Here is a 13976-nt window from a genome sequence, read left to right on the forward strand (position 1 = left end):
ACCGCGGACGAACTCACCCCGCCGCGTCAGCCTGTCACAGTGTCGAGCGAGGCGCCGGCCTACATCATGTACACCTCCGGTTCCACCGGAACGCCCAAGGGCGTGCAGGTGCCGCACCGTGCCATCGCCCGGCTGGTGCGCAACAACGGCTTCGCCGAGTTCACCGCCCAGGACCGCTTCGCCCTCGCCGCCAACCCGGCCTTCGACGCCAGTACCCTGGAGATCTGGGGCGCACTGCTCAACGGCGGCTGCCTGGTGGTCTGCCCCAGGGAAACACTGCTGGACGCGGCCCGCTTCAACGAGCACCTGCTGCGCCACGAAGTCAGTGTGCTCTGGCTCACCGCCGGGCTGTTCCATCAATACGCCGAGGCCCTCGCGCCGGCCTTCGGCGCGCTGCGCTACCTGATGGTCGGCGGCGACGTGCTCGATCCGCGGCGCATCGAAAAGGTCCTGCGCCATTCGCCACCCAAGCACTTGCTCAACGGCTACGGGCCGACGGAAAACACCACCTTCACCACCACTCACGCCATCACCCTCGAAGACGCACTGGCCGGTGACATTCCCATCGGCCGGCCCGTGGGCAACACCCAGGTCTACGTGCTGGATGAACAGCGCCGTCCAGTGCCGATTGGGGTGGCCGGCGAGCTCTACGTCGGTGGTGATGGCTTGGCCCTGGGGTACCTGAACCAACCGCAACTGAGCGCAGAACGCTTCGTCGCCAACCCCTTCAGCCAGGCACCCGGGGCACGCTTGTACCGCACCGGCGACCTGGTGCGCTGGCGCGCCGACGGCGTGCTGCTGTTCCTGGGCCGCAATGATTTCCAGGTGAAGATCCGTGGCTTTCGCATCGAGTTGGGGGAAATCGAAGCCCAGCTCAAGGCCCTGCCGGGGATCGGCGAGGCGCTGGTGTTGGCCGATGCCCAGCAGCGCCTGCTGGCCTACTTCTGCGCCACCGAGGCGCAAGCGCCCAACGCCCTGCGCGCCCGCCTAGCGGCAGTGCTGCCGGACTACATGCTGCCGGCGGCTTTCATCCAGGTGGAAAGTTTCGCGCTGACCGCCAACGGCAAGCTCGACCGCCACGCCCTGCCCGAGCCCGACGAACAGCATTTCGCCCTGCACTGTTACGAAGCGCCCCAAGGGCCAGTGGAAACCCGCCTCGCCGAGCTGTGGGCCGAGGTCCTCGGGGTGCCGCGGGTCGGTCGGCAGGACAATTTCTTCGCCCTTGGCGGGCACTCGTTGCTGGCGGTGCAACTGGTGGAACAGCTGCGGGTACAGGGCTGGCCGCTGGATGTACGCACGCTGTTCAGCGCCCCCAGTGTCGCTGCCCTGGCCGACTGCCTGGCACAGCCCTCGGCGGTCCCGAGTCTTAAGCTTGCATCGCTGCAGGCGACGATACCTCACGGCTGCAGCCGTATCGTCCCTGAGCTGCTGCCATTGGTTGAGCTCACCCAGGCGCAGATCGATGCAATCGTAGGCCAGGTCGAAGGTGGCGCCGCCAACGTGCAGGACATCTACCCCCTGGCGCCTTTGCAAGAAGGCTTGTTCTTCCACTACCTGCTGCAGGAAGAAGGTGACACCTACCTGTTGCACACCACCCTGGCCTTCGACGACGAAGCCGGCCTGGATGGTTTTTGCCAGGCGCTGCAACAGGTCATCGCCCGCCACGACATCCTGCGTACCGCCCTGGCCTGGGAAGGTCTGGAACAACCGGTGCAGGTAGTCTGGCGTGACGCGCCGCTGCCCATCGAGGTGCTGCATATCACCGAGGCCGACGCCCTCGCCCAGTTGCAGGCGCACACCAATCCACGGCAGCGCCGCCTGGACATCCGCCAGGCGCCCCTGCTGCGGGTCGTCAAGGCCTTCGACGCCGCCGGGCAACGCTGGCTGCTGCAAGTGCTGCACCATCACCTGGTGCTGGACCACACCACCTTGGAGCGGATGGTCGAGGAAATCGTGCTGATCCAGCAGGGTCGCGCCGCGCAACTGCGCGAGCCGGTGCCGTTCCGGGCCTTTGTTGCCCACGCCCGGCACGGCCAGGACAGCGCCCGCCAACGACGGTTTTTCGAAGCCATGCTGGCGGACGTCAGCGAACCCACCGCGCCGTTCGGCCTGCTGGACGTGCAGAACACCGGAGCCCTGGACGAAGCCCGGGGCGTCCTCGACCCGACGCTGGCGCTGGCCCTGCGGCAAACGGCACGCCGCCATCAGGTGAGCGTCGCCAGCCTGTTCCACCTGGCCATGGCGTTGGTATTGGGCAAGGCCACGGGCCGCGCCGACGTGGTATTCGGCACCGTACTGCTGGGTCGTCTGCAGGGGATCGAGGGGGCGGACCAGGCCTTGGGGGTGTTCATCAACACCCTGCCACTGCGCATCGGCTTTGCGCAGACCTCGATAATCGACAGCCTGCAGAGCACCCATCAGGCGCTGCTGGGCCTGCTTGAGCATGAGCACGCGCCGCTGGCTTTGGCCCAGCGCTGCAGTGGCGTGCCGGCGGGGACGCCGCTGTTTTGCGCGTTGCTGAATTTTCGCTACAGCCTGGAGGACACGCCCCACCAGAGCATCGCCGGCATGCAGGTGCTGAGCACCGCCGAGCGCACGAACTACCCCTTCACCTTCTCGGTGGACGACCTCGGCCAGGGCTTTGGCATCACCGCACAGATTGCCGGCTCAGTGGGTGCGCAACGGGCGCAAGGGTTCCTGGAACAAGCCCTCGCCAGCCTGGTGCAAGCCCTGGACAGTAGCCCACAACGTCTGGCCCGGACCCTGGATGTGCTGCCGCCAGCGGAACTCGCGCAACTGGCCCGGTTCAACGCCACTGCGCGTCCCCAACCCCAGCGTGCCCTGCTCCACGAGCGCTTCGAGGCCCAGGCCCGGCAGACCCCGCAGGCCCTGGCAGTGCACTGCAAGGGCCGCCGGCTCAGCTACGCAGAGCTCGACCGCCAGGCCAATCACCTGGCGCGGCGCCTGCAAGCGCTGGGCGTCGGACCTGACGCGCGGGTCGGCATCCACCTGCGCCGCAGTCCGGAACTGATCGTCGCCCTGCTCGCCGTGCTCAAGGCCGGCGGTGCCTACGTGCCGCTGGACCCGGCCTATCCGGCGCAGCGCCTGGCCTACATGCTCGACGACAGCGCCCCGCTGGCGGTGCTGACCCTGGCCGACGCGGCGCTGGAACTGACGCTGGCCGACGATTGCCACCGCGTGAACGTCGATGAAGTGCTGCGCGGCAGCGAAACCGCGGCCAGCGACGCGCCGCTGGCCTCAGGGCTGGAAGGCCAGCATCTGGCCTACATGATCTACACCTCCGGCTCCACCGGGCAACCCAAGGGGGTGATGATCGAACACCGCAACGCGCGCAATTTCCTCGACTGGGCCCTGGGCAGTTTCACCCCGCAAGTGCTGAGCCAGAGCCTGTTCAGCACCTCGATCAACTTCGATCTGTCGGTATTCGAATGCTTCGCGCCGCTGTCCTGCGGCGGCACCCTGGAGCTGGTGGACGATGCCCTCGCCCTGCTCGACCGGCGTCCGGAGCTGAGCCTGCTCAATACGGTGCCCTCGGCCCTCGACGTGCTGTTGCGCGCAGAAGCCCTGGCGGACTCGTTGGAGAACGTCAACCTGGCTGGCGAGGCGCTGCCCCGGACCCTGGTGCAACGTCTGTTCGAGCAGAGCCGTGTGCGTCAGGTCAACAACCTCTATGGCCCGACCGAGACCACGGTCTACTCGACCTGGGCTGCGATGGACCGCGAAGTGGGCTTCGTCCCGCACATCGGCCGGCCCATCGACAATACTCAGGTGCACGTCCTCGATGACGCCATGCAGCGGTTGCCAGTAGGCGTACCGGGCGAGCTGTACATCGGCGGTGCTGGCGTTGGACGCGGCTACCACCGGCGGCCCGACCTGACCCGTGAACGTTTCCTCGCCGACCCCTTCAGCGATCAGCCCGGGGCGCGGCTGTACCGCACCGGCGACCTGGGCTTCTGGGACGTCCACGGCCAGCTCCACTACCTGGGGCGCAATGACTTCCAGGTCAAGATCCGCGGATTTCGCATCGAGCTGGGGGAGATCGAAAGCGCCCTGTTGGCGCTGCCGCAAGTGGTCGCGGCGGCAGTCCTGGCGGTCCAGCGCAATGGCCGCGAGCCGGCGCTGGTGGCTTACGCCGTGGCCAGTCCTGACCACGGGCCGTTGGCGCCGGCGGCCCTGCGCGACGCCTTGGCGAACCGGCTACCGGGCTATATGGTACCGGCGGTCATCATGCCGCTGGACGCCCTGCCGCTGACACCCAACGGCAAACTCGACCGCGGCGCCCTGCCACTGCCCGGCGAGGAGGCCTGGAGCAGCCAGGCCTACGAAGCTCCGCGGGGTGAGCAGGAAACCCTCATGGCCGCCATCTGGCGCGACCTGCTAGGGGTCGCCCGGGTCGGCCGGCACGACGATTTCTTCGAATTGGGTGGCCATTCACTGCTGGCGGTGCAATGGGTCTCGCGGGTGCGCCAGCGCCTGGGCCTGGAATTGCCCCTGGCGACTCTGTACGCGAACCCGACCGTTGCAGCCCTGGCCCCGCTGATGGTGGGCGCGGCGCGCTCTGCCCTGACGACGATCCCGGTATTGCCGGACACTGCCGAACGGCCGCTGTCGTTTGCCCAACAGCGGCTGTGGTTCATCAGCCGCCTGGACGCCCAGGCGAGCGCCGCTTACCACATCAGCGGCGCCCTGGGCCTGGATGGCGAGCTCGACGAAGCCGCCCTGGACCAGGCCCTGACCCGGATCGTCGAGCGCCATGCGGTGCTGCGCACCCGGTTCGTTGAACAGGACGGCGAAGTCCGGCAGGTCATCGAGCCAGAGTCGCGCTGGGGATCCTCGCGCCTGACCCTGGAAGCCAACGACGACGCCGGCCTGCGGGCGGCCCTGGCCACCGAAGCGGCGCAACCGTTCAACCTGAGCGAAGGGCCCTTGCTGCGGGCTCTACTGGTGCGACTGCAGGACCAGCGCCATGTGCTGCACCTGACGTTGCACCACATCATCGCCGACGGCTGGTCCATCGGCGTGCTGGTGGACGAACTGTCGGCCCTCTATAAGGCCTTTCGTCGGGGCACCCCTGACCCGCTGCCGGCCCTGGCGATCCAGTACGCCGACTATGCCGCCTGGCAACGCCAGTGGCTGGCCGGCGAGCGCGGTGCCGGACAGCGGGCCTACTGGCTCGCGCACCTGCGCGACGCCCCAGCACGTATCGACCTGCCCAGCGACCGGCCGCGGCCGCCGCGCCAGGACTTCAGTGGCGCGCGCCTGGCGGTCGCCCTCGATGAATCCACCAGCGCCGCGCTCAAGGAACTGGGTCGGCGCCACGGCACCTCGCTGTACATGACCCTGTTGGCCGCCTGGGCTGTGGTGGTCGGGCGCCTGGCCGGCCAGGAGCGGGTGGTGATCGGGACACCCGTGGCCAACCGCACCCGCGCTGAAGTCGAGCCTCTGATCGGCTTTTTCGTCAACACCCAGGCGCTGTGCGTCGATCTGGGAGGGGAACCGGACGTCGGCCAATTGCTGGCCCAGGTCCGCGAGCACGCCTTGGGGGCCCAGGCGCACCAGGACGTGCCGTTCGAGCACGTGGTGGAAGCGCTCAATCCGCCGCGCACCTTGGCCCACAGCCCAGTGTTCCAACTCATGTTCGCCTGGCAGAACGCGCCGCGCGGTGCTCTGGACCTTGATGGCCTGAGCCTGACCAGTGTCGCCGGCGAGCAAATCACCGCGCCGTTCGATCTGTCCCTGGAGCTGTACGAGGCCGATGGACGCATCATCGGAGGACTGAACTACGCCACCGCGTTGTTCGATCCCGCCAGTGTGCAACGGCATTGGGAGTATCTCGTCAATGTGCTGCGCCAGCTCTGCCTGGACGACCGCCAGCCGGTGGCGCGGCTGTCGCTGGTGGACGACCGGGAGCGCGAGCGCCTGTGGCACCAGCTCAATCCGGTCCCGACGCCGCTCTCCGAAGCAGGCTGGGTCCATCGACCGTTCGAACGCCAAGCACGGCAGCAGCCCGAGGCCCTTGCCGTGGAGCTGCATGGACGCGGTTTGAGCTATGGCGAACTCGATCGCCAGGCCAACCACCTCGCCGCGCAGTTGTTGGAACTGGGCGCAGGCCCGGGCCAACGGATCGCCATCCACCTGCCCCGCAGCCTGGAGATGATTTTGGCCCTGTTGGCCACGCTCAAGACCGGCGCGGCCTACGTGCCCCTGGATCCCAGCCAACCCATCGCCCGCCGGCAGTCTATTGTCGACGATTGCCAACCCTGCCTGCTGCTCTGGGATGCCCAGCGCGTCGAAGCCCTAAGGCTCGACGAGCGCTGCCCCGCGCTGTCGGTTCGCCTGGCGGCCACCGTGGGTCCGGCGGCCGTCCTGCCAGAACTGGCGCCGCCGCGGCCGGATGACCTGGCATACGTCATGTACACCTCCGGCTCCACCGGAACGCCCAAGGGTGTCGCCATGGGCCACCTGGCCTTGGGCAACCTGTTGGCCTGGCAGGCCGCCCAGGCGCTGCCCGGTCCGGCGCGGACCCTGCAATTCGCCGCGCTGGGCTTCGACGTGGCGTTCCAGGAGATCTTCTCCACCCTGGGCACCGGGGGCACCCTGGTGCTGCTGGACGAGACTCAGCGCCTGGACCTCGCCGGCCTGCCACAGTGGCTGGCGCAGGCGCGGATCGAGCGGCTGTTCCTGCCCTACATCGCCCTGGCGACCCTGGCCGACAGTTGGGCCGAGGCGCCACTGGCGTTGCCGATGCTGCAGGACGTGATCGTCGCCGGCGAAGCGCTGCGCATCAACGGCGCCCTGCGCGCGCTGTTCGAGGCTCATCCCCAGGCCCGTCTGCACAACCACTATGGCCCCACCGAAACCCACGTGGTTTGCACCCACACCCTGTCCGGTGATCCTGCGCTCTGGCCGGACTTGCCGGTGATCGGCCGGCCGATCGCCAATACCCAGGTGTGCCTGTTGGACGGCACCGGCCAATGGGTACCTCAGGGCGCGGCCGGCGAGCTGCATGTCGCCGGCGTGGCCCTGGCCCAGGGTTACCTGAACCGGGCGCAGCTGACCGCCGAGCGCTTCATCGAGCACCCTTTCGACACCAGCCCCGGCGCGCGACTGTACAAGACCGGCGACCTCGCACGCTGGACCGCCGAGGGCACCCTGCAGTACCTGGGGCGCAACGATTCCCAGGTCAAGATCCGCGGTTACCGGATCGAACTGGCCGAAGTGGAAAGTCGCCTCGATCAGTTGCCCGGCCTGCGCGAATCGGTGGTGGTTGTTCTGCCGAGCGACAGTGGTCAGGCGCGTTTGGTGGCCTATTACAGCGCCAGCGAGACTCTCTCGCCGCTGACCCTGCGTAGCCAACTGAGCGAGCGCCTGCCCGAGTACATGCTGCCCAGTGCCTTCGTGCAACTGCCAGCACTGCCGATCACTGCCAACGGCAAGGTCGACCGTCAGCGCTTGCCGGCGCCTCCCGCCGATGCGTTCGCCCAGGGTCAATACAGCGCGCCTCTGGGCGAACTGGAAACCACCCTGGCAGCGATCTGGAGCGAATTACTCGGGGTCGAGGCGGTGGGTCGTGACGATGACTTTTTCGCCCTGGGTGGGCACTCGTTGCTGGCGTTGCGCTTGCTGGCCAAGGTGCGCCATCGACTGGGCCTGGAAATGCCGCTCTCGGCGGTCTTCGCCCAGCCGCGCCTGCACGCGCTCGCCGCCGCCCTGGGTAACGCCGGGCGCAGCCGCCTGGGGCCGCTGCTGGCCAGTGACCGCAGTCAGCCACTGCCGCTGTCGTTCGCTCAGCAGAACCTCTGGCTGATCCAGCAGCTCAATCCGGATTCCACCGCGGCCTTCAACATGCCTGCGGGTCTGCGCTTGCGCGGACACCTGGATATCGAAGCGCTGCGCCGGTCGCTGGACCGCATCGTCGAGCGCCATGAAAGCCTGCGTACCCGCTTCGTTAGTGTGGCGGGACAGGCGCGCCAAGTAATCGATTTGCCCCAGGCGCTGGCCCTGACGACCCTGGACCTGAGTGCCTGCGGCGCGACGGACTGGCAATCGATCTGCGCAGAGGAAGCCGCTCGGCCGTTCGACCTCACGCGCCAATGGCCGATCCGCGCCAGCCTGCTGCGTCTGGACCACGACGACCACGTCGTCCTCGTCACGCTGCACCACCTTGTCTCGGACGGCTGGTCCATGGGCATCCTCACCGACGAGTTCTCCCGCCTGTATCAAGCGTTCAGCCAGGGGCGGGTCGATCCACTGCCGGCCCTGGATCGCCAATACGGTGATTACAGCCTCTGGCAGCGCGAATGGTTGCAAGGCGCCGAACTGCAACGCCAGCGCGCCTACTGGACCCACCATTTGCAGGACGCTCCAACCTGCGTGGCCCTGCCCACCGACCGGCCGCGGCCGCCGCGGCTGGACTACGCCGGCGCCAGCCTGCCGGTGCGCATCGACGCTGAGCTGACCCAGGGCCTCAAGGCGCTCGGCCAGCGCCACGGCACCACGCTGTACATGACCGTGCTGACGGCCTGGGCGGTGGTGGTCAGCCGGTTCTCGGGCCAGGACCGGGTGGTCATCGGCTCGCCGGTGGCCAACCGCAACCGGGTCGAGCTGGAGCCGCTGATCGGTTTCTTCGTGAACTTCCAGGCGCTGTGCATCGAAGTGGTGGACGCCCCGGCGGTGGACACCCTGCTGGCCCGGGTCAAGGACCTGGCGCTGGCCGCCCAGGAACACCAGGACCTGCCGTTTGAACAGGTCATCGAGGCGCTCAATCCGCCACGTTCCCAAGCCTACAACGCCGTGTTCCAACTGATGCTGGCCTGGCAGAACGCCCCGGCGGGCGAACTGGACCTGGGCAACGGCTTGCATCTGGAAAGCGTCGGTGCGCCGGTGACCACGGCCAAGTTCGATCTGGCGCTGGATGTGCACGAGGTGGACGGCATGATCGAAGGCGGCTTCAACTACGCCACCGCGTTGTTTGACGCCGATACCGTGGCTCGCCACTGGCAGGCGCTGCTCTCGGTGCTACGGGCGATGGTTGCGGATGACCGTCAATCGGTCGCCGACATCGACCTGCTCAGCCAGACCGAACGCGAGCAACTGCTCCATGGCTTCAACCCCGCCGTGGCGCTCCCAGCGACCACTGGGAAGCGTCTGCACCAGCGTTTCGAGGCCCAGGCGGCTCGCCGCCCGGATGCCGTTGCGGTGGAGTACGGTGAACAATGGCTCAGTTATCGAGCGCTCAACGAGCGCGCCAATCGCCTGGCCCATCGCTTGCGGGGGCTGGGGGTCGGCGCGGACAGCCGCGTGGCAATCCATGTCGAACGCAGCCTCGACATGCCCATGGCCATTCTCGCGACCCTCAAGGCCGGCGGCGCTTATGTGCCGCTGGATCCGGTCTACCCGGCCCAGCGCCTGAACTTCATGCTGGACGACAGCCAGCCGCGGGTCCTGTTGACCCTGGCTGATCTGCCGGTGGAACTGCACGTACCGGCCGGTTGCGAAGTCCTTTCCCTGGACCCGGATCGCGGCGGCTGGCGCGACCTGCCCTGCACCGATCCGGCAGCCGATCCGCACGCCAGCGACCGCGACCTGGCCTACATCATCTATACCTCCGGCTCGACTGGCATGCCTAAGGGCGTGATGATCGAGCACCGCTCGGTGTTGCGGCTGTTCAGCGCCACCGATGTCTGGTTCGGCTTCGATGAGCAAGACGTCTGGACGCTGTTCCACTCCTACGCCTTTGACTTCTCGGTCTGGGAACTCTGGGGCGCGCTGCTGCATGGCGGCCGGCTGGTGGTGGTGCCTTACCTGACCTCGCGCAGCCCCGAAGACTTCTACCGGCTGCTGGTGGAGACCGGCGTCACCGTACTCAACCAGACGCCAAGCGCCTTCTACGCTTGGATGAAGCAGACCCGCGCCGAACCCCATCGCCTGCGCTGCATTATCTTCGGCGGCGAGGCCCTCGACGGCGCGGCGCTACGGCCTTGGTTCGAGCGCCCGGACAGCCAGGGCACGCAGTTGGTGAACATGTACGGCATTACCGAGACTACGGTGCATGTGACCTACCAGCCCATTGATGCCGCCCACTGCCACGCCGGGCTGGCCCCCATCGGCCGGCCGATCCCCGACCTGCGGCTTTATCTGCTCGATGAGCGGGGCGAACTGGTGCCCCGCGGCGTGGTGGGCGAACTTCACGTCGCCGGGCCGGGCCTGGCCCGAGGCTATCTCAACCGTCCGGCGCTGGATGCCGAGCGATTCCTGCCGGCGCGTTTTGCCGGTGGCGAGGGCGAACGCCTCTACAGAACCGGCGACCTGGCGCGTTGGAGCAGCGACGGCACCCTGTACTACCTGGGACGCAACGACCAGCAGGTCAAGGTGCGCGGCTTCCGCATCGAGTTGGGGGAGATCGAAGCACGCCTCACGGCGCTGGACGATGTGCGTTCGGCACTGGTCCTGGCACGCCAGGACGAACCCGGCGATCCGCGGCTGGTCGCCTATCTGCTCGCCGAACCGGGCCGCCAGCTGGAGCCAGCGTCGCTACGGTTGGCACTGGCCGAACAGTTGCCAGCACACATGGTGCCCGGCGCCTATGTGCAACTGGAACGATGGCCGTTGACCGCCAATGGCAAGGTCGACCGCGGGGCCTTGCCCGCGCCTGACCGGCAAGCCCTGCAACAGCGCCCCTACGTTGCGCCCCAAGGCGCCACGGAAAGCTTGCTGGCACAACTCTGGGCACGGTTGCTGGGGGTCGAGCAGGTGGGTCGCGAGGACAATTTCTTTGCCCTCGGCGGACATTCGCTGCTGCTGGTGCAAATGCTCGACGCCCTGCGCCAACAAGGCCTGGGCGTGTCCGTGGGCGACTTGTTCAATGCCGCGGACCTGGCGGCACTGGCTCGTGAAGTGCTGCCCCTGGATGCCCAGGACGTCGACCAGCAGGCTCTACTGTGTATCCGCGCCGGCACGGACCAACGGGCCCCGCTGTTCTTCATCCACGAAGGCACCGGCGAGGCGCTGCCCTACGCTCGCCTGGCCCGCTACCTGGACCCGGCGCTGGGGATATACGCGGTGCAAGCCGCCGCCGAACTGGAGCAAGGCATCTGCAACGAGACGCTCGCCAGCCGCTACATCGCGTTGCTGCGCAAGGTCCAACCCCAGGGCCCGTACCACCTCGCCGGCTGGTCGGCGGGCGGCCTGCTGGCCTATGAAATGGCACGCCAACTGCGAGGCGAGGACTGTCCGGTGGCGTTCGTTGGCCTGATCGACAGCAGCCAGCCGGGCGTACTGCGCGCCGCGCCGGTGACCCTGGACTTAGACGATGACGCGCTGCGCCAGCAACTGCTCGCTTATCTGATGCAGCAGTGGCGCAATGGGGCTGATCAGGAACCGGGCGACGCCTGGCACGCTGGCCTCGACCTCGATGCGCTGATCACCACGGCCCAGGAACGTGGCTGGCTGCCCGGCGGCTTTGACCGCCAGGCGCTGGACCGTCGCGCCCGCCTCAACCTGACCCTGCGCAACGCCATGGTCCGCTACAGGCCGGCTCCCCTGGGCCTGCCGGTGCACTTGTTCAGCGCCACTTCGCCTGTGCCGGGCTTGTCCAGTCCAAACGGGCTCGGCGCCGACTGGCGGGATCTGCTGGGCAGCGATCTGCTAGAGCAACGCATCGAGGGTGATCACTGGTCGATCATGCGTGACCCTGAGCCGTTGCAACACCTGGCCCAGGCGCTGGAGCAGGCCTTGAGCCAGGTCGAACGGGATGCCGATGAACCGCGCGGCGGCCAGACCTGCTTTGTCTTGCAGACCGGCGCGGCGCAGGCGCCTTGCCTGTTCATGATGCCCGGTGCCGGGGCCAACGTCGCCAGCTTCGTGCCACTGATCCAGCAACTGGATGTGCGCTTGAACGTGGTCGGTCTGCAGGCCCGCGGCTCCGACGGGCGCTGCGAGCCACACGGGACGGTGCAGGCGGCCGCCAGCGCCTATGTGAAGGAGATCCGCAGACGGCAGCCGGATGGCCCGTATTACCTGCTCGGCCATTCGTTCGGCGGCTGGCTGGCCTTCGAAGTGGCCCGTCAGCTGCTAGCCGAGGGCGCGCTGGTGGCGCCGGTGGTGCTGCTCGACAGCCGCACGCCCGGCCCGCGTCTGGCCAGCGACCCACGCCACGCCCTGGCCCGTTACGTCGGCTTGCTGGAGATGGATGCCGGGCGCGACCTGGGCCTGGACATCGACCGCCTCGCCAGCCTCGAAGTCGACGAGCAATGCGCTCAACTGCTGGCGAGCATGCGAGCGGTCGGGCTGATGCCGGCGCAAGCCCGGGCCGATGCGTTGCGCGGGCCGCTGCGGGTGTTCCAGGCCAACCTGGCGACGCAGTACCAACCAACACCGCCCTACCCCGGGCCCGTGGTGCTGGTCGAGGCTGGCCAGCGCAGCGCCGAACCGGACGACCCGGCGCGACGCTGGGAAGCGTTCGCCCCCGACTGCAGGCGGCAAGTGCTCGAGGATTGCAATCACTTGTCGATTCTCAAGTCCCGTGCGGCGCCGGCCCTCGCCGGTTTGCTGCGGCACCATTGGCCCGCGATTGAGGCGCTGCCGAACCATGACGATTGAACCTTCGCTACGCCCATGGCTGTTTGCCTGGGGCGCCCAGGTCGCGTCCACCCTGGGCTCGGCCCTGGCGGCGTTCAGCCTGGGGATCTGGTTGCTGCAGCAACACGGCAGCGTCACCGACTACGCCTGGGTCATCGCCCTGTCAGCCTTGCCCGGACTGGTGCTGGCGCCGCTGGCCGGCTGGTTGGTGGACCGCTGTGAAGCGCGTGCTTTGCTGTTGGGCGTGGAAGCCTGTGGCGGCGCGGCGGCGCTGGCGCTCTGGTGGCTGTTCGAATCCAACGCCCTGGACCGATGGCAGGTGTACGCCTTCGCCGCTGTGAACTCCAGCACCCTGGTGGTGCGCATGCTGGTGTGTCAGGCGGCCATCCCGCGACTTCTGCGCAGCCCCCAGGCGATCGGCCGGGCCAATGGCCTGATGCAATTGATGGTGGGCTTGCCACAGCTGATCGCCCCTACCCTGGCGGCGGTGCTGCTGGGTAGCGTCGGGGTGGCGGGGGTGCTGTTGCTGGACCTTGGCGCCGTGCTGTTATGCGCCACCGTCCTTATCTGGATCGGCCTGTTCGTCAGCGCCGTGCGCGGCACCGGCCAGGGCCGCGTCGACTTAGAGGGCGGATCGTCGGTGGTCCTGGCAGTGCTGCGCGGGCGTCCGGCGCTGTGGGCGTTGCTGGCCTACCTCGGGCTGGAGCACTTGATGCTCGGCCTGGCCTCGGCGCTGTTGTCGCCACTGGTGCTGGAACGCCACTCGGTGCTGGTGCTGGGCACACTGATGACCTGCGGCGGCCTGGGCATGCTCGGCGGCTCGCTGTGGGTGGTGGCCCGGCCGCCGGCGCGGCTGATCCGCACTGTATTGCTCGCCGACCTGCTGCTCGGCGCCGCCGTCCTGACCATCGGCGCCAGCGCTTCGCCGGTGGTGCTATATGTGGCCGCCTTCGTCGCGTTCGGCTGTTTTTCCCTGAGCACCAGCAGCGACCAAAGTTTCTGGCAACGCAGCCTGCCCGCCAACGCCCTCGGCCGGGTCTTGTCGGCCCGGCAGATGGTTTGCCTGCTGGCAATGCCCATTGGCGCCCTGGGCGCCGGCGCATTGGCCGACGGCTGGGCGATCACATTGATGAGCAAAACCGGAGAGTGGCAAGCCAGACTGGCGCCGCTGTTGGGAACGGGCAAGGTGGGCGGCCTGAGCCTACTGTTTGCCGCGGCAGGCCTGTTGTATGTGCTGCTGGCCAGCCTGGGGCTGGCCTTCGGCCCCTTGCGGCACCTGCAGCCAGAGTTGCCGTTATCCGGCGCGAAGCTCGACCAAGGGCCTGGGGCAAGCGGCGCGACAGAGCCGACTGCTTAGAGCCCATTAAAAAGTCAGC

Annotated in this window: 2 protein-coding genes (1 of these 2 running past the window's edge); both read left to right on the forward strand. The window is 68.1% G+C overall.

The window, feature by feature from the left end; genetic code table 11:
- Positions 1–12621, forward strand: partial view of a non-ribosomal peptide synthase/polyketide synthase gene (locus tag QNH97_RS18080; protein WP_283553237.1) — the 3' portion only. It extends 5193 nt beyond the left edge of the window; 12621 of the gene's 17814 nt are visible here — the last part of the coding sequence; its start codon lies off the left edge, out of view; its stop codon occupies positions 12619–12621.
- Positions 12611–13957 (forward strand): MFS transporter, encoded by a 1347-nt coding sequence (locus QNH97_RS18085; RefSeq protein ID WP_283553238.1) that lies wholly within the window; start codon positions 12611–12613, stop codon positions 13955–13957. The genes QNH97_RS18080 and QNH97_RS18085 overlap by 11 nt, the downstream gene beginning before the upstream one ends.
- Positions 13958–13976 lie beyond the last annotated feature (19 nt).

It is taken from the genome of Pseudomonas sp. G2-4 (assembly GCF_030064125.1).
In the GTDB taxonomy this organism is placed as follows: Bacteria; Pseudomonadota; Gammaproteobacteria; order Pseudomonadales; family Pseudomonadaceae; genus Aquipseudomonas.